At 67.8% G+C, this 16420-nt stretch carries 15 protein-coding genes; 3 read left to right on the top strand and 12 right to left on the bottom strand.

Translation table 11 applies throughout. From position 1 onward, the window contains the following. Window position 1: 1 nt before the first annotated feature. Together guaB and folD are read right to left on the bottom strand one after the other, a co-directional pair. Window positions 2-1459 carry an IMP dehydrogenase gene (gene guaB / locus IEQ11_RS10630; RefSeq protein WP_046656447.1) on the bottom strand — a complete coding sequence of 486 codons (1458 nt, stop codon included), beginning with the start codon at window positions 1457-1459 and terminating at the stop codon, window positions 2-4. Between the two features lie 580 nt (window positions 1460-2039). After that, the gene (gene folD / locus IEQ11_RS10625; protein ID WP_036103105.1) at window positions 2040-2918 is read right to left on the bottom strand and encodes a bifunctional methylenetetrahydrofolate dehydrogenase/methenyltetrahydrofolate cyclohydrolase FolD; all 879 of its coding nucleotides are present in this window, start codon (window positions 2916-2918) and stop codon (window positions 2040-2042) included. Window positions 2919-3075: 157 nt separating this feature from the next. Between folD and IEQ11_RS10620 the strand changes: the two genes are divergently transcribed. Beyond that, entirely contained in the window at window positions 3076-3411 is a 336-nt protein-coding gene (locus tag IEQ11_RS10620) for a DUF1244 domain-containing protein (protein ID WP_191821006.1), read from the top strand. 142 nt (window positions 3412-3553) lie between these two features. Here IEQ11_RS10620 and IEQ11_RS10615 read toward each other — a convergent pair whose 3' ends face one another. Next, window positions 3554-4597 carry a DUF2272 domain-containing protein gene (locus IEQ11_RS10615; RefSeq protein ID WP_057921463.1) on the bottom strand — a complete coding sequence of 348 codons (1044 nt, stop codon included), beginning with the start codon at window positions 4595-4597 and terminating at the stop codon, window positions 3554-3556. A 237-nt stretch (window positions 4598-4834) separates the two neighbouring features. Here IEQ11_RS10615 and IEQ11_RS10610 point away from each other — a divergent pair, with 237 nt between their 5' ends. Then, window positions 4835-5632 (top strand): alpha/beta hydrolase, encoded by a 798-nt coding sequence (locus tag IEQ11_RS10610; protein WP_228464452.1) that lies wholly within the window; start codon window positions 4835-4837, stop codon window positions 5630-5632. A 21-nt stretch (window positions 5633-5653) separates the two neighbouring features. Continuing rightward, window positions 5654-6022, top strand: coding sequence for a RidA family protein (locus IEQ11_RS10605; RefSeq protein ID WP_036103106.1), 369 nt, complete (start codon window positions 5654-5656; stop codon window positions 6020-6022). Window positions 6023-6119: 97 nt separating this feature from the next. Here the strand turns inward: IEQ11_RS10605 and moeB are convergent, their stop codons facing one another. The 9 genes from moeB to rlmN all read right to left on the bottom strand — a co-directional run bounded on the left by moeB (window position 6120) and on the right by rlmN (window position 16329). Continuing rightward, complete coding sequence (gene moeB / locus IEQ11_RS10600) at window positions 6120-7256, bottom strand: molybdopterin-synthase adenylyltransferase MoeB (RefSeq protein ID WP_191821005.1); 1137 nt, start codon at window positions 7254-7256, stop codon at window positions 6120-6122. A 180-nt stretch (window positions 7257-7436) separates the two neighbouring features. Then, a complete protein-coding gene (locus tag IEQ11_RS10595) occupies window positions 7437-8657 on the bottom strand; it encodes a molybdopterin molybdotransferase MoeA (protein WP_191821004.1) in 1221 nt (406 codons plus the stop codon). 64 nt (window positions 8658-8721) lie between these two features. Continuing rightward, window positions 8722-9348 (bottom strand): molybdenum cofactor guanylyltransferase, encoded by a 627-nt coding sequence (gene mobA / locus IEQ11_RS10590; protein WP_191821003.1) that lies wholly within the window; start codon window positions 9346-9348, stop codon window positions 8722-8724. 360 nt (window positions 9349-9708) lie between these two features. Continuing rightward, the gene (der, locus tag IEQ11_RS10585; RefSeq protein WP_046656442.1) at window positions 9709-11109 is read right to left on the bottom strand and encodes a ribosome biogenesis GTPase Der; all 1401 of its coding nucleotides are present in this window, start codon (window positions 11107-11109) and stop codon (window positions 9709-9711) included. Window positions 11110-11474: 365 nt separating this feature from the next. After that, the gene (gene bamB / locus IEQ11_RS10580; RefSeq protein WP_191821066.1) at window positions 11475-12710 is read right to left on the bottom strand and encodes an outer membrane protein assembly factor BamB; all 1236 of its coding nucleotides are present in this window, start codon (window positions 12708-12710) and stop codon (window positions 11475-11477) included. Between the two features lie 2 nt (window positions 12711-12712). Then, on the bottom strand, window positions 12713-13342 hold the full coding sequence (locus tag IEQ11_RS10575; RefSeq protein ID WP_036103110.1) for a YfgM family protein: 630 nt from the start codon (window positions 13340-13342) through the stop codon (window positions 12713-12715). 134 nt (window positions 13343-13476) lie between these two features. After that, on the bottom strand, window positions 13477-14301 hold the full coding sequence (locus IEQ11_RS10570; RefSeq protein ID WP_425477292.1) for a RodZ domain-containing protein: 825 nt from the start codon (window positions 14299-14301) through the stop codon (window positions 13477-13479). Then, window positions 14298-15155: a type IV pilus biogenesis/stability protein PilW gene (gene pilW / locus IEQ11_RS10565; RefSeq protein ID WP_052756193.1), complete on the bottom strand. Its 858-nt coding sequence runs from the start codon at window positions 15153-15155 to the stop codon at window positions 14298-14300. Before pilW ends, IEQ11_RS10570 begins: the two co-directional genes overlap by 4 nt. Before the next feature lie 4 nt (window positions 15156-15159). Then, window positions 15160-16329 carry a dual-specificity RNA methyltransferase RlmN gene (gene rlmN, locus IEQ11_RS10560; protein WP_036103704.1) on the bottom strand — a complete coding sequence of 390 codons (1170 nt, stop codon included), beginning with the start codon at window positions 16327-16329 and terminating at the stop codon, window positions 15160-15162. Between the last annotated feature and the right edge of the window lie 91 nt (window positions 16330-16420).

The following is a 16420-nucleotide window of genomic DNA, read 5'->3' as shown; positions in this document are numbered from 1 at the left end:
ATCAGCCCGCGCGATAATTCGGCGGTTCCTTGGTGATCTGCACATCGTGGACATGGCTCTCGCGCGCGCCGGCGTTGGTGATGCGCACGAAGCTGGGCTTCTTGCGCATTTCCTCGATGGTCGCGCAGCCCACGTAGCCCATCGTCGCGCGCAGGCCGCCGGCGAGTTGGTGGACCACGCCGCCGAGCGAACCGCGGTACGGCACGCGGCCTTCGATGCCTTCGGGCACGAGCTTGTCGGCGTCGGAGGCGTCCTGGAAATAGCGATCCTTGGAGCCCTGCTCCATCGCGCCCAGGCTGCCCATGCCGCGGTAGCTCTTGTAGCTGCGGCCCTGGAACAGCTCGATCTCGCCCGGCGCTTCCTCGGTGCCGGCGAACAGGCCGCCGACCATCACCGTCGACGCGCCCGCGACCAGCGCCTTGCCGATGTCCCCCGAGTAGCGGATGCCGCCGTCGGCGATCAGCGGAATGCGATCCTTCAAGGCCTCGGCGACCATCGCCACCGCGGTCACCTGCGGCACGCCGACACCGGCGACGACTCGGGTGGTGCAGATCGAACCGGGGCCGACGCCGACCTTGACCGCGTCCGCGCCGTGATCCATCAACGCCAAGGCCGCCTCGCCGGTGACGATGTTGCCGCCGATCACCTGCAATTGCGGGAAGCGCTTCTTGACCCACTGCACGCGATCAAGCACGCCCTGCGAATGACCGTGCGCGGTATCGACCACGACCACGTCCACGCCGGCCGCGGCCAGCGCTTCCACGCGCGCCTCGGTGTCGCCGCCGACGCCGACCGCCGCGCCCACCAGCAAGCGCTCGGCGCTGTCCTTGGCGGCGTTGGGGTTGTCGCTCTTCTTCTGGATGTCCTTGACCGTGATCAGGCCGCGCAGCTCGAAGCCGTCGTTGACCACCAGGATCTTCTCGATGCGGTGCTTGTGCAGCAGCTGCAGGACTTCGTCGTCGCTGGCGCCTTCGTGCACGGTGATCAGGCGATCGCGCTTGGTCATGATGTGGCGGACCGGATCGTCGAGCTTGGTCTCGAAGCGCATGTCGCGGCTGGTGACGATGCCGACCAGCTGGCCGCCGTCGACCACCGGCACGCCGGAGATGTTGCGCGCGCGGGTCAGCTTGAGCACCTCGCCGATGGTCGTTTCCGGCCCCACGGTGAACGGTTCGCGGATCACCCCGGCCTCGAACTTCTTGACCTTGGCGACCTGCGCGGCCTGGGCTTCCAGGCTCATGTTCTTGTGGATGATGCTGATGCCGCCGAGCTGGGCCAGTGCGATCGCAAGGCGGGCCTCGCTGACCGTGTCCATCGCGGCCGACAGGATCGGCAGACGGATCGACAGGTCGCGGGTCAGGCGGGTGGAGAGGTTTACGTCCTTAGGCAGGACGATCGAATGCGCGGGGACGAGAGACACATCGTCGTAAGTAAGCGCTTCAGCCTGGATGCGCAGCATGGGCGGGCCCGGGAGGATGAAGCGCGCCATTCTAACCCGAACCGGGGGTCCGGCGCTGGGGTTGCGGGCGGAAAGGGGCGTTCTGTTTGCGGGATTTGGTGAGGGATTTAGCGGGGCTTTGGGTGATCTTCATGGGCGCCGGCCTTCCGCGCGATCGCGCTTGTTTTGCTCGTCATTCCCGCGAACGCGGGAATCCAGTGAATTTGGCCGGTACTTTCCTGGCCTGGTTCAGGCCGGACTTCGAGGGTTCTCGCGCAAAAGGCCCTGGATTCCCGCCTTCGCGGGAATGACGGGCAAAAGCGAAGACAGTAAGTCGGGTCGAAGACGGGCCTGGAAGTAGCGGCCAAAGTCTCTGGATTCCCGCGTTCGCGGGAATGACGGCCTGGGAAGATGGCGCTGAAGTCTCTGGATTCCCGCCTTCGCGCGAATGACGGGCAAAAGCAAAGCAGCAAGTCGGGTCGAAGGCGGGCCTGGAAGTAGCGGCTAAAGTAGCTGGATATTCGGCTTCGCCGAAGTAAAGCAGAGCCCGCCTTCGTGGGAATGACGAGCAAAAGCAAAGGCCTGCCGGATCAAAGGTCCCTTAACCCCGATCCCCCGCCTCCGCGGCCTCCAACGTGTTCTGCATCAACGTCGCCACCGTCATCGGCCCGACCCCGCCCGGGACCGGGGTGATCCAGCTGGCGCGCTGGGCGGCGGCGTCGAAGCCGATGTCGCCGACCAGGCGGCCGTCGTCCAGGCGGTTGATGCCCACGTCGATCACCACCGCGCCGGGCTTGACCCATTCGCCCGGGATCAGCCCCGGACGGCCGGCGGCGACCACCAGGATGTCGGCGCCGCGCACCGAGGCTTCCAGCACCTCGGGCGGGGTGAACTTGTGGCAGCTGGTGACGGTGCAGCCGGCGATCAGCAGTTCCAGCGCCATCGGCCGGCCGACGTGGTTGCTGACCCCGACCACGGTCGCGCTCTGCCCGCGCACCGGCCGGTCGGTGTAGCCCAGCAAGGTGGTGATGCCGCGCGGCGTGCATGGACGCAGGCCGAACTGGCGCAGGACCAGATGGCCGACGTTCTCGGGATGGAAGCCATCGACGTCCTTCTTCGGGTCGATGCGGTGGATCAGCGCGGTGGCGTCGCGGCGGTCGGGCAGCGGCAGCTGCACCAGGATGCCGTGGACCTCGGGGTCGGCGTTGAGCCGGTCGATCAGCGCCAGCAGCTGCTCGTCGCCGGTATCGGCCGGCAGGTCGTAGTCGATCGCGCGGATGCCGACCTTCTGCGCGGCGCGGCGCTTGTTGCGCACGTAGACGCTGGAGGCCGGATCGTTGCCGACCAGCACCACCGCCAGACCGGGCCGCGACTGGCCGGCGGCGACGCGCGCGTCGACCTGGGCCTTGAGGTTGTCGAGCAGGTCCTCGGCGATGCGCTTGCCGTCGAGGATGCGGGCCGGGTGCGAAGGAGGCGTCATGCGGGGTCGTCGGCGCTGCGCTAGAGTCGGGGCCGCGCATTATCCCCCATTCTTTCGCGCGATTTTCGCCACCGCGCCGCCGAATCGGCGCCAGCCGGCGTCGCTCGCAACCGCCGTACCGCCATCCCGCCCTTCCAAGTCCGAACGAGACACCGCCATGAGCCATCCCGTCCCGCCCGTCGATCCCACGCCGCAGGACCACGAAACCATCGCGATCCAGGCCGCCGCGTTCCGCCGCCTGCTCGCCCACCTCATGCACGAGCGCAGCGACGTGCAGAACATCGACCTGATGATCCTGGCCGGCTTCTGCCGCAACTGCCTGGGCGACTGGTACCGCGACGCGGCGCAGGCGCGCGGCATCGACATGAGCAAGGACGAGGCGCGCGAAGCGATCTACGGCATGCCGTTCGCGCAGTGGAAGGCGCAGTTCCAGCGCGAAGCGACGCCGGAGCAACTGGCGGCGTTCGAGGCGGCGCAGAAAAAGCACGGCTGAGCCGTCGTGGGTATTTACCTGTAGGAGCGGCGCGAGCCGCGACCGCGACATCGCGGCTACGACGAAACTGACGCCGTAATTGCGATGTCGCGGTCGCGGCTCGCGCCGCTCCTACAGGGATCTATCGATACCGCCGGCCGGCTCAGTTCTGCTCCGGCCGGATCCCCGGCGTATTGGGATTCGGGCAACGCGGCACGCCCGAGCCCACCACGCACTGCACGCAGCAGCCCGACGGCTGCAACGACGCCGGCGCGACCTGCGGGGCGAACAGCGGCGTCGGCGGCGCGAGCTGGGCCAAAGCCGATTCGGACTTGAGCTTGAGCAGCACCGCCCAGTCGAGCTTGCTCATGTCGCAGGCCGAGGCGGTGTCGGGTGAACACTCGACCTGGGTTTCGCTGCGCAGCGGCAGCGGCCAGAACTGGCCGTTGCGGTTGACCGCCATCAGCCGCATGGTCGCGCCCTGCTGGACGTTGCCGCCGATCAGATAAGCCTTGCCGTCGTTGCCGGGATTGACCGCGACGACCACGTCGCAATGCATGTTGAGCGAACCGTTGTTGGCGTCGAGCGCGGCGGTCAGGCCCGAAAAACCGTAGACCCGGTTGCTCGAGCGCACCGCGCACAGCAGATCGCCGGGCGACGCGGTCGCGCTGGCCGGATCGAGGAACTGAAACGGGCTCTGGTCGGCGCCGCGATACGCGTCGCGCACGTAGTCGTAATGGCTGGCCGACGGCCGGAACCCGGGCACCGACGCTTTCATCATCACGTAGGAAATAAACGCCGCCGACCACGGGTTATCGATCAGGAAGGCGCGGCAGGCCACCGCCGAATAGCCGCTGCCGTAAGGATCGAAGCATTGCTCCGCGCCGGCGAAACCGCTCATGCGCTGAAGCAGGCCGGTGTCGCGCCAATAACTGGCGGTGCGGCGCCAGGTCTCGGTGGCGCCGTCCTGCAGGCGCGAGGTTTCCGCTTCGCTGACCACCGCGCTGGCGAGCCGGCCCTGGGTGTCGATGAAGGGCCGGAACCACAGCAGATTCTCGGTGCAGGCCGCCGCCGCGATACGGGTGGCCGCATCCGCGGCCGCGCCCTGGTCGCGCAATGCGGGACAGGCGTCGGCGGCGAGCGCGGGCCGCAGCGGCCACAACGTTGCCGACAGACTCAGCAAAACCAACAAAGCGCAGCGGTACATCGGCGATCTCCGGGTGGCGATGCGGCCGCGATGCTGGGCGGCCGCAGGGTTTCTCGGCACGACCCCAATGAGCCCGCCTGTTTCCAGCCTAGTCATCTTCCGTGCAAACGGCGTGATCGCGCCAGCGCTGGCGAGACGGCACCGTCGCGGGTTATCGTCGCAACAACGCATTGCGGCACACGGTTTGTGCGACCGCAGTCGGCGCTCCCCCGCCCCGCAAGGAAGGCTCTCGCATCGATGGCTCGCAACCCCCGTCTGCTCCAATCCGTCACCGTGCTCGCCGGCGTCGCCGCGGCCGGTTATCTCAGCATCTGCGGCTGGCTGTACTTCAAGCAGCGCGAGCTGATGTATTTCCCGCAGAACACCCGTCTTGGCTCGGACATGACCGATTACGCGGTCGATCGCGGCGATGTGGTGCTGCGCGGCTGGCGGCTCAACGCGGGCCGCGAAAAGGCCCTGATCTATTTCGGCGGTAACGCCGAACGCATCGAGAACATGCGCGAGTCGCTGGCGCAGTGGTTCCCCGATCGCACTATCTACCTGGTGTCCTACCGCGGCTTCGGCGCCAGCGAAGGCCAGCCCGAGGAAGCCAAGCTGTTCGCCGACGCGCTGGCGATGTTCGACCAGGTCGCGCGCGAGCATCCCAAGCAACCCATCGCGGTGATCGGCCGCAGCCTCGGCAGCGGCGTGGCCAGCTATGTCGCCGGCCAGCGGCCGGTCGAGCGCCTGGCGCTGGTGACCCCGTTCGACAGCCTCAGCGAAACCGCGCAAGCGCACTACAACTGGCTGCCGACGCGCTGGCTGGTGCGCGACCGCTACGACTCCGTCGCGCATCTGCGCGGTTATTTCGGCCCGATCCTGGTCGTGCGCGCGAGCGCCGACGACGTGATCCCGCCGGCCAACACCCAGCGTCTGATCCACTCGTTGCAAACGCGTCCGCAAGGATTGGACGTGATCCAGTTGAACGGCGCCGATCATCACAACATCGGCCAGTACCCGCAGTACGGTCAGGCTCTGAGGGATTTCATCCACTGATCCATCAACCCGAGGTGCGACATGGAACGCCAAGTGATCCATCCCACCCAAGTGTCTTACTCGCAGGCGCACCAGATCACCGGTTTCAAGCGCCTGTTGTTCATCAGCGGCCAGTTGCCGCAATGCGACGCCTGCATCCTGCCCAAGGACTTCGACGGCCAATGCCGCCGCGCCTGGGCCAACGTCGAGCGCCAGCTCGAAGCGGCCGGGATGGATTTCAGCAACCTGGTCAAGGTCACCACCTTCCTGACCGACCGGCGCATGCGCAAGCGCAATTACGAAATCCGCCATGAAGTGCTGGGCGAGCATTCGCCGGCGCTGACGGTGGTGATCGCCGAGTTGTACGAGGAAGGCTGGATGGTGGAGATCGAGGCGATCGCGGCTGACTGAGGAAGTCAGGAATGAGTTCAGAGGAGTGAGGAGTGAGTAAGAGCCGAGGCACGGCTAACGACGCTTTTACTCATTCCTCACTCCTCTCCACTCACTGCTAGCCCGAAGCGCAGAACGCCTGATAGTCGATATAGCCGGGAAACGCGCGACCGGCCGCGCATACGGGGCAATCGGGGTCGGGCCGCAGCCGGGTTTCGCGGAAGCGCATCGCCAGCGCGTCGAAATGCAGCAGGCGTCCGGCCAGCGATTCGCCCAGGCCTAGGATCAACTTGACCACTTCGGTGGCCTGGATCAGCCCGACCACGCCCGGCAACACGCCGAGCACGCCGGCCTCGGCGCAGTTGGGCGCGGCTTCCGGCGGCGGCGGTTCGGGGAACAGGCAGCGGTAGCACGGGCACTGGCCGCGATGACGGCCGGCATCGAACACGCTGACCTGGCCTTCGAACCGGTGGATCGCGCCGTACACCAACGGCTTGGCCAGTTTCACGCAGGCATCGTTGAGCAGATAGCGCACCGGGAAATTGTCGGCGCCGTCGAACACCACGTCGGCCTCGCCGATCAGGCGCTCGACATTGTCGGAGCTGATCCGCTCGGCGAAGGTCTCCACCCGCACCCGCGGGTTGAGCGCGTTCAAGGCGATCCGCGCCGATTCGACCTTGGACACGCCGATCCGGTCTTCGGTGTGCAGGATCTGCCGCTGCAGATTGCTGCGATCAACCACGTCGTCGTCGGCCAGCACCAGGGTGCCGATCCCGGCCGCGGCCAGGTAGAACGCGGCCGGCGAACCCAGCCCGCCCGCGCCGACCATCGCCACGCGCGCGGCCTGCAGCTTGCGCTGACCGGCTTCGCCGACTTCGGGCAGACGCAGATGGCGCGAATAGCGATCGTAGAAGTCGCGTTGTTCGTCGGACTGCTCCAACACCGCCAGCGGCAGGCCTTCGGCGATCCAGCGCGCGGTGCCGCCCTCGACCGAGGCGACCCGGGCGTAACCGGCATCAAGCAGGGTCTGCGCGGCGCGCAACGAACGCGCGCCGGATTGGCAGATCAGCACGATGGCGGCGTCGCGGTCGGGCAGATGCGCGCGCGGATCGGCTTCCAGCGCGTCCTTGACGATGCCCAGCGCATGCTCGGCCTGGCCGGCGGCGCGTTCGTGCGGCTCGCGCACGTCGATCAGGATCGCGCCGGCCTGCTGCCGCGCACGCGCTTGCGCGGGGGAAATCTGTTCGATGTTCATGGGTGGATTATCGCCGGTTGCGGCGACGCTGGCGGGTGCGGGGCGCGATGCTGTGTTGCGTCCCGGGCCCTCACCCCAACCCCTCTCCCGCAAGCGGGAGAAGGGCTAAAACACCAGCGCAGGCAAACTCCCTCTCCCGCTTGCGGGAGAGGGTTGGGGTGAGGGCAAGCGCCAGCCCACTCAGCCAAACGAATATGGCAAAACCTCCATCACCGTCCCGTCTTCTAACCGCTGCGGTCCTTCCGCCACCACCATCAGCGCATCGGAATCGGCCGCCGCGCGCAGGCGATGCGAGCCGGTGGCCGGATTGGGATCGACCCGCAACACGCCGTCGTCGTCGCTGAGCAGGCGCGCACGGATGAATTCGCGCCGCGGATGAGTCTTCTCGATCGATCCGACCAGCCGCGCGCGCCACACCGGGCGCGGTTCGGCGCGGCCTTGCAGCCCGTCGATCAGGGCGCGGCCGAAGCTGAGATAAGTCGCCATCACCGACACCGGATTGCCCGGCAGACCCAGCATCCGCGCCTGGTCCATGCTGCCGAACAGCAGCGGCATGCCTGGGCGCATCTTCACTTTCCAAAAATGGATCGCGCCGAATTCGCCGAGCACCGCGGGGATGTGGTCCTTCTCGCCGGCCGACACCGCGCCGCAGGTGAACACCAGATCGAACGCGCAGGCGGCATCGCGCAGCGCGATTTCGACTTGCTTGGGATCGTCGGGCAAACGCGGCCATGCGGTCGGTTCCAGACCGTCGGCGCGCAGCAAGCCCATCAGCAGATCGCGATTGCTGTCGTAGATCTGCCCCGGCGCCAGCGGCATGCCCGGTTCGACCAGCTCATCGCCACTGGTGAACACCGCGACCGTGGGTTTGCGCCGCACCTCCAGCGAAGCCAGGCCCAGCGACGCCGCCAGCGACACCCGCGCGGGCGTCAGCAGCTGCCCGGCGCGCAGCACGCGCTCGCCTTCGCGCACGTCTTCGCCGGCATAACGCACGTTCTGGCCGAGCGCGGTCGCCGGCACCCACACGCGATCGCCGTCGATGCGCACGTTTTCCTTGATCGCCACGGTGTCGGCGCCGGCCGGCAACGGCGCGCCGGTGGTGATGCGCACGCATTGCCCGGCGCCCAGGCTCAAGCCCGCAGCGAGACCGGCAAATTGTTCGCCGACCAGGGCCAGCGCGGTGTCGTCGCCGTCGAGATCGGCGTGACGCAGGGCGAACCCGTCCATCGCGCTGTTGTCGAACGGCGGCAGCGACAGCGGCGCGTCGATATCGCGCGCCAGCACCCGGCCGTGGCAACGCGGCAGCGACAGGGACTCGGTAGCGAGCCGATGCGCGGCGGCGACCTCGGCGACGATCGCCATGGCGTCGTCGAACAGCAGGCCGGTGGGGAAATCGCTCATGGGCTGGGGACTCATCGGAAACGTGTGGATTAAGGGAGATGCGCTCGCCGCGAGCAACGACCGCTCAGCGCCGATCCGGCGGCGGATCGCAGCGCTCCGGATCGGCCCGGGAATCGGCCTGATACCCGGCCGCGGCCAGATCGTCGGGCGTATTGAGATTGCCGAAGCGTAGGCCATCCAGGCGCAGCCCGGCCATGCCCAACCGCGCCTGCAACGCGCGCACGGCCAGACGCCGCTGCGGCAAGGCCTCGCTCAAGGCGCGGCGCAACGGCGCCAGCGGCCACAGCGCGAACAGCGGCTGCACGCCGTCGTCGTCGATCGCGTAGGCGCCCTGCCCGTTCTGCGCGGCGATCAGCGCCGGCAACAGCCGATCGTCGAGGGTCACCGCATCCACCGGCACGGTGAACAGCCAGGGCGTGGCGCAGGCCGTCGCCAATGCGTCGAGGCCGCCGAGCGGGCCCAGCTCGGGCGTCGCGTCGGCGAATGCGTTCAATCCGGCGGCGGCATAACGCGGCAGATCGCGATTGGCGCTGACCAGCACCTGCGCGACCTGCGGCGCGTACAGCCGCGACAGGCGCAGCACCTGGGCGACGCCGTCGCGCTGCAGCCAGGCCTTGTCGAGCCCGCCGAGCCGCGACGCGCGGCCGCCGGCCAACAGGCCCAGGGTCAGCTCGGACGTGGCGATGCTCATGGGGGATGCGGTCGGGGCTTGCGGGAGTCGGTTCGTATTGTGCCCGTTGGCTCGCGCAGGCGCGGTGGTGGGGATGGCGAACAAAGGTCGACCCGGCGTCGTACCTAGATCGCCGGCAGGGTTTCGGGTCGGGGCGAAGCCGTTCGCACGAGACTTCGCTACTTCGCGGCGTCTTGATCGTCTGACATCGACTGAGCGTTGTGAACGGCTGAGGTGGCCGAATGCCCGCCAGCCCGCGAATCGCAATCGCTCCGCAAAAACAAAAAAACCTCGCAAGCCGCGAGGTTTTTTGTGGACGGACACCAGCCCGACGCGAAACGCAGTGCGACTTCGAGGAATCGCCCGATCGCCGAAACCGGCTTACTTGCCGCGCTTCACATGCCGGATCAAGCGCTTCTTCTTGGCCACCTGCCGCTCGGTCAGCACGTTCTTCTTGCCTTCGTACGGGTTGCTGCTGTCCTTGAAAATAAACTTTACCGGCGTGCCGACCAGCTTGAAACGCTTGCGGAAGAAGTTTTCCAGATAGCGCTTGTAGCTGTCGCTGAGCGTACGCAGACGGGTGCCGTGGACGACGAAGGTCGGCGGATTCAAGCCGGCCGGATGGGCGAAGCGCAGCTTGGCCACGTGCCCGCGCACCACCGGCGGCGGGTTGGTTTCGTAGGCGACTTCCATCGCCTTGGTGACTTCGCTGGTGCCGATCTCGGTGGTCGCCGAGGCGTGCGCGCGATGGATCGCGGAGAACAGTTCGCGCAGGCCGGAGCCGTGCTTGGCGCTGATCCGCACCGGTTCGGCCCACTCGACGAAGGCGAGCTTGCGCTTGAGCAGGTTTTCGGTCTGCTGGCGCTGGTATTCGGTCTGCCCGTCCCACTTGTTGACCGCCACCACCAGGGCGCGGCCGGAGTCGAGCGCGTAACCGAGCACGCTGGCGTCCTGATCGGTCACGCCTTCGCCGGCGTCGAGCATGACCACCGCGACCTGGCAGTTCTCGATCGCTTGCAGGGTCTTGATGATCGAGAACTTCTCGACCGCCTCCTCGACCCGCGCCTTGCGTCGCACGCCGGCGGTATCGACCAGGCGGTACAGACGGCCGTCGCGCTCCATGTCGATCGCGACCGAATCGCGGGTGGTGCCCGGCACTTCGGAGGCGATCATGCGCTCCTCGCCGAGCAGGCGATTGACCAGGGTCGACTTGCCCACGTTCGGGCGGCCGATGAAGGCCACGCGCATGCGCTTGGGATCGTTGTCGAGCTCGGTGGTCGTGCCTTCTTCCGGCAATCGGCTGTAGACCTCGGCCAGCAGCTCGTCGATGCCCTGGCGGTGCGCCGAGGACACCGCGATCGCGTCGCGGATGCCGTAACGGGCGAAATCGTTGATCGCCTGACGCGCGTCGAGGCCGTCGGTCTTGTTGACCACCAGCAGGGTCGGCCGCGCGGTCTTGCGCAGCCAGGCGAGGATTTCGTCGTCGAGCGCGGACGCGCCTTCGCGGCCGTCGACCACGAACAGCACCAGATCGGCTTCCTCGGCGGCGGAACGGGCCTGGCGCGCGGTCGCGCCGGCCAGGCCTTCGTCCACGCCGGCCATGCCGCCGGTGTCCACGATCGCGAACGGGCGCTGGCCTTCGGGCCGGCACACGCCGTAGTGGCGATCGCGGGTGACGCCGGGCTCGTCATGGACGAGCGCGTCGCGGGTACGCGTGAGCGCGTTGAACAGTGTGGATTTTCCGACGTTGGGACGGCCAACGAGGGCGACTAGGGGGAGCATGTGTTTGGAGCCGGGAATGGAGAATGGGGAGTCGGGAATCGCTGGCAACGCGGCCGCTTGGTGCGGCGCCGGCCTTCGGATTGCCTCGGGACGAGCCTTCAACAAGCCGTCGAATAGGGCGCCATAGTGCCAGACCGGCCGCCGCGGCGCTTTGGCGACGCACAAAGGAGGCGGTTGGCGGTCCGGCAGGACGCTGGATCAGGCGCGCAAATACGTAAGACCGTTCAAACAAACGGCCCGGACGGCTGATCGCCACCCGGGCCGCGAAACATCATGAAACAAGGAGCGGAAATCGAACCGGAGGCGGCGCATCGACAAGCCGCGGCGAACCCCGATTCCCTATTCCCGACTCCCCATTCCCGGCTTCACTGCAACTTGAACGCCGTCAGCTCGCCCTTCACGTTCTGCACGATCAGCACGCCGTCGGCGACCACCGGAGCGGCCCGCAGCGACTTGCCGCCGACGCGCTCGCGCGCGGCGAACTCGCCGGTGTCGAGCTTCATCCAGTGGATGTAGCCGTCGAAATCGCCGACCACCGCGTAATCGCCCTGCACGGCCGCGCCGGTCAGGTTGCGGCGCGCCAGCGAGGGCTGCGACCACAGCGCGCTGCCGCTGGAGCGGTCCAGACCGTAGACGGTGCCGGACGGGTCGCTGACGATCAGGCGATCGCTGGCCACGCCGACGCGGCCCGCGCCGCCGTGCTCGCTGACCCAGATCGGACGGCCGCTCGGGGCGTCGATGGCGACGGTCTGCTTCTTGAAGCTGCTCGCGTACAGCACGGTGCCGTCGAGCACCGGAGTGCCGTCGACGTCGGCCATGCGGTCGAGTTCGCTGCGGCCTTCAGGCTGCGCGACCGGCTGGTCCCAGGTCGGACGACCGTCGCTGGCGGCCAGCGCGCTGAGGGTGCCGTCGTCGTTGCCGACGAACACGAAGCCCGGGCCGATCGCCGGCGAACCGTTGCCGCGCAGCGACAGCATCGGCACTTCATGGGTCCAGAACCAGCGACGCTCGCCGCTGGCGGCGTCGAACGCGGTCACCCGGCCGTCGTTGGAACGCACGAACACCAAGCCCAGGCCGATCGCCGGCGCGGCGATGACTTCGTTGGTGACCTTGGCGGTCCACTTCTCGGCGCCGGTGGCGGCATCGAGCGCGATCACTTCGCCGTCCAGGCCGCCGATCACGACCAGGCCGTCGCCCGCGCCGGGGCCGCCGGACAGGCGGATGTCCTTGTCCTTCTTGTCCTTGTCCTTGCGCTTGGGGATGTATTCCCAGACCTGCTTGCCGGTTTGCAGATCGTAGGCATGCACGCCGCCCTTGATCGCCGCGGCGTAGACGCGGCCGTCGGCCACGACCGGGCCCTGGCGCACGCCGATGCGGTCCTCGCCCTTGCCGGCATTGGCCGACCAGATCTTGTCGACTTTGACGCTGGCGGTGAAATCGGTGAGTTCGGCCGGCTCGTTGGGCTTGCCGTCGTCCTTCTTCTTGCCGCCGAACCAACCCTTGACCGTGGAGCAGCCGGCCAGCGCGAACGCGCACAGCACCACCGCGGCGACGCGAACGGCCGGACGCAGGTCGCGACCGGTCTTCTGAGCTTGCTTCATCTTCAAGATTTGGCCTCGGGCTTGGCCGGCGTGCCGCCGGCTTCAATGAGCTTGAGTTCGAGCAGACGGCGACGCTGCGAAGCCTCGTCGAGCTTGCCGAGCGCGGCGCTGTAGTCGTTGCGGGCCAGCTCGCTCTTGCCGAGCGCGAACTGCGCGTCGCCGCGCACCTCGATCGCCAGCGGCGAGGTCGATTTGCCGAGCAGCTTGACCGCTTCGGCCGGCTGCTTGGCGTCGATCAGCAGACGCGCCAGACGCTGGTTGACGATCTCGGCGATCGCGGCGTCTTCGGTCTTGATGCTGCGCAGGGTCGCGATCGCGGCGTCGCGCTGGTCGCTGTCGACCTGCGACTTGGCCAGGTCGAGCTGGGCCAGGGTCTGGTAGGTCCCGGCCGGCAGCGCCTTGACCTTGGCCGCGGCGGTCTTGTCCTTGGCCTCGACCGCATCGGCGGCGGCCTGGAACTGCGCGGCGGCCTTGCCGTGTTCCTCGAGCTGGTGGTTGCCCCACCATTTCCAGCCGCCGATCGCGGCCAGGCCCAGCGCGATGCCGCCGATCAGGCCGGCGCCGTTGGCGCGCAACCACGCCAGCACGCGTTCGCTTTGTTCGTGTTCGTCGAGCAGGTCGTCTATCGCCATGATGCGCCGTCGCTAAGCTGCTTGAACGCCCCAGCGCCGCGCAACGCGCGAGGATGGGCCGTAATGGACCGGCCCGATGCCGCAGTCGATGCAGCGTCGGGCCGATGAAGGTGTTCGCGGACCCGCAGCGCGGATCAGTCGGAGACTGGCGCGAGGGAACCGTCAGAGGATAGCGTAAAGCGCGCGACGTTCGCGCGGCTGAACGGCGCCAGATCGAGCGGTTGGCCGGCGGCGCTGACTTCCACCGCGGCGGTATTGCCCAGACGCACGCTGGCGACTTCGCCCGGGCCGTAGCTGCGCTCCTGGCCTGCGCCGAGGATGCCTTCTTCTAGCTTGCTGCCGTCGACGCCGACGATCTGCACCCAGCTGTCGCCGCTGAATTTCAGCACCAGGGTCTTGGCCGGCGCGGCGGCGGCCGAGGACGGCATGATCGAGGCGGTGACCGGGGTGCGCTGCGGCGGCGTGGCCGACGACGGACGCGCGGCCGGCAACGCGGTGTTGGCCGTGCCCGGCGCGACCGCCGCCATGTCCAGGGACTGCACGGTGGAATTGCTGGCCGGATGACGGGTCGCGATCCAGATCGGCACCGCGATGGCCGCGGTCATGACGATGTAGACGGCGCGGCGCGTGGTCTGTTCGAACACGCGGCGATAGCGCGGGGTGTGGGTGTGGCTGACGAGTTCGGACGGCGCGGTCGAAGCGACCGACGTGCCGCTGAGCTGGCTTTCCAGGTCGATGCCGACCAGCCGCGCATAGCTGCGCAACTGCCCGCGCACGAACACCGGCGCGCCCATGCTGGCGATGTCGTCGTTTTCCAGGGAATACACGACGCGCGCAGGCATTTTCAGCCGCGCGGCCACGTCTTCCACGGACAGCCCCGCGGCTTCGCGGGCCTGCTTGAGACGCGCGCCGCAGCTTCCGCTGCCTTCAGGCGCGAATTCGTTCGACTGCATCATCACTTACCGCCATCCCCTATTCCGGAGCCCTGCGTGTCAGGGAACTCCGCCCTCATTCGCTGAACGTATCTCGCGGCGGCAGCCGTGTCGCCGAGTTTTTGTTCGATTTGTGACGCAGTCATCAGCGCTTCAGCTGAAATAGGCTCAATGGCCAGTCGCCGTTCAGAAAATGCCCGCGCTTCGAAGGCGTTGCCCAGGCGCAACTGGCGCTTGGCCATCGCGCTCAGCGCGAGCGTGGATTTGGGATCGAGCGACAGCGCCAGGCGAAGATCGCGGTCGGCGCGATCGTTCTGGCCGAGCTTGTCGGCGCAGGCGCCGCTGTTGGCCAGCGCCACCGCCGGACTGCCGTAGCGCGGATCGGCCAGAGTGCGGTCGAAATAAGGCATCGCTTCGGCGGCGCGGTTGTTGTCGCACAGCCACACGCCGTAGTTGTTGAGCGCGGCGCCGCGGTCGGGCGCGTACTCGGCGGCCTTGCGGTAGTAGCCGCCGGCCTCGGCGGTCTTGCCGTCCATCTCGGCCATGACCGCCATCAGGCTGTAGGCCTCGGCCGACTTGGAATCGATCTGCAGCGCCTGCTTGAGCTCGGAACGGGCCTTGTCGCGGTCGCCGGCTTCCAGATAACGCTGCGCCGACTGGACCCGGCCCTGCGCGGCGGCCGCGCCGTCGGGCGCCTTGCGCCGATCGCCGACGTCGTATTCGACCGCGGTCTGCTTGAAGCCCTTGCGGTCCATCTTCGGGCGGATGAAGCTCAGCCGGTTGCAGGCGACGGTGGCGAACACGATCAGCGTCAGCAGGGCCAGCAGGCGCAGGACGCGTCCGCGGGCCGGGGCCTTGCGCAGGGTCAGAGCGGACCGCACGGAATCAAGCCGCGGCATCGCCGACGCTCCCGTCGGGCTGGCTCAGGCCCTGGGCCTGCAGTTGCTTGCGGAATTCGGCCTGACGCCGGGTGCGGTCCATGACCTGGCCCTTGAGCTGCCCGCAGGCCGCGTCGATGTCGTCGCCGCGGGTGCGGCGCACCGGCGCGATCATGCCGGCGTCGTTGAGCAGCTTCTGGAACGCGCGGATCGCGACTTCGTCCGGGCGCTCGAAACGGGTGCCCGGGAACGGGTTGAACGGAATCAGGTTGACCTTGGCCGCGTCCTTCATCTGCACCGCGTTGTCGAACTGGCGCAGCAGCCGCACCAGCTGGCGCGCGTGGGTCGGCTGGTCGTTGACGCCCTTCATCAGGGTGTACTCGAAGGTCACCGAGGTGCCGCGCTTGCGCAGCGCGTAACGCACGCAGGCGTCCATCAATTGTTCGATCGGGTATTTCTTGTTGAGCGGCACCAACTGGCTGCGCAACTCGTCGTTGGCCGCGTGCAGCGACACCGCCAGCGACACGTCGCTGACCTCGCCGAGCTTGTCGATCATCGGCACCATGCCGGCGGTCGACAGGGTCACGCGCTTGTTGGCCAGGCCGTAGCCCAGGTCGTCGCGCATGATGCTCATGGCGCGCACGACGTTGTCGAAATTCATCAGCGGCTCGCCCATGCCCATCATCACCACGTTGGTGAGCTTGCGCTGCTGGTGCGGGACGTTGCCGAGGTGACGCGCCGCGACCCAGACCTGGCCGATGATCTCGGCGGTCGACAGGTTGCGGTTGAAGCCCTGGGTCGCGGTCGAACAGAACTGGCAGTTCAAGGCGCAGCCGACCTGCGAGGACACGCACAGCGTGCCGCGGCCCTTGTCGGGAATGAACACCGCCTCGATCGCGTTCTTGGCGTCCATGCCGAGCAGCCACTTGTGGGTGCCGTCGGTCGAGGGCTTGTCGAAAATGACCATCGGCGCGCGCACTTGCGCGTGCTCTTCGAGCTTGGCGCGCAGCACCTTGCCCAGGTCGGTCATGTCGTGGAAATCGGTGACGTAGCGGTGATGGATCCACTTCATCACCTGATGCGCGCGGTAGCGCTTCTCGCCCAGGGTCTGCTCGAAGAAATCCTCGAGTTGGGTGCGGTCGAGATCGAACAGATTGGTCTTGCCGTTGTCGGGCACGAAGACGCCGGCCGAAGCCGGCGCCTGCGCGCTTTCAACGTTCGAGCCGTCGACGTTGACGCTGTCGACTTGCGTGATCGCGATCGGCGCG

This window comes from Lysobacter capsici (assembly GCF_014779555.2).
Lineage (GTDB): Bacteria > Pseudomonadota > Gammaproteobacteria > Xanthomonadales > Xanthomonadaceae > Lysobacter > Lysobacter capsici.
This window is presented reverse-complemented; position numbering and strand designations above follow the sequence as displayed.

Coding starts and splice junctions, on each gene's coding strand:
- guaB (WP_046656447.1), bottom strand. CDS start 1,459: ATGCTGCGCATCCAGGCTGAAGCGCTTACTTACGACGATGTGTCTCTC.
- folD (WP_036103105.1), bottom strand. CDS start 2,918: ATGACGCCTCCTTCGCACCCGGCCCGCATCCTCGACGGCAAGCGCATC.
- IEQ11_RS10620 (WP_191821006.1), top strand. CDS start 3,076: ATGAGCCATCCCGTCCCGCCCGTCGATCCCACGCCGCAGGACCACGAA.
- IEQ11_RS10615 (WP_057921463.1), bottom strand. CDS start 4,597: ATGTACCGCTGCGCTTTGTTGGTTTTGCTGAGTCTGTCGGCAACGTTG.
- IEQ11_RS10610 (WP_228464452.1), top strand. CDS start 4,835: ATGGCTCGCAACCCCCGTCTGCTCCAATCCGTCACCGTGCTCGCCGGC.
- IEQ11_RS10605 (WP_036103106.1), top strand. CDS start 5,654: ATGGAACGCCAAGTGATCCATCCCACCCAAGTGTCTTACTCGCAGGCG.
- moeB (WP_191821005.1), bottom strand. CDS start 7,256: ATGAACATCGAACAGATTTCCCCCGCGCAAGCGCGTGCGCGGCAGCAG.
- IEQ11_RS10595 (WP_191821004.1), bottom strand. CDS start 8,657: ATGAGCGATTTCCCCACCGGCCTGCTGTTCGACGACGCCATGGCGATC.
- mobA (WP_191821003.1), bottom strand. CDS start 9,348: ATGAGCATCGCCACGTCCGAGCTGACCCTGGGCCTGTTGGCCGGCGGC.
- der (WP_046656442.1), bottom strand. CDS start 11,109: ATGCTCCCCCTAGTCGCCCTCGTTGGCCGTCCCAACGTCGGAAAATCC.
- bamB (WP_191821066.1), bottom strand. CDS start 12,710: ATGAAGCAAGCTCAGAAGACCGGTCGCGACCTGCGTCCGGCCGTTCGC.
- IEQ11_RS10575 (WP_036103110.1), bottom strand. CDS start 13,342: ATGGCGATAGACGACCTGCTCGACGAACACGAACAAAGCGAACGCGTG.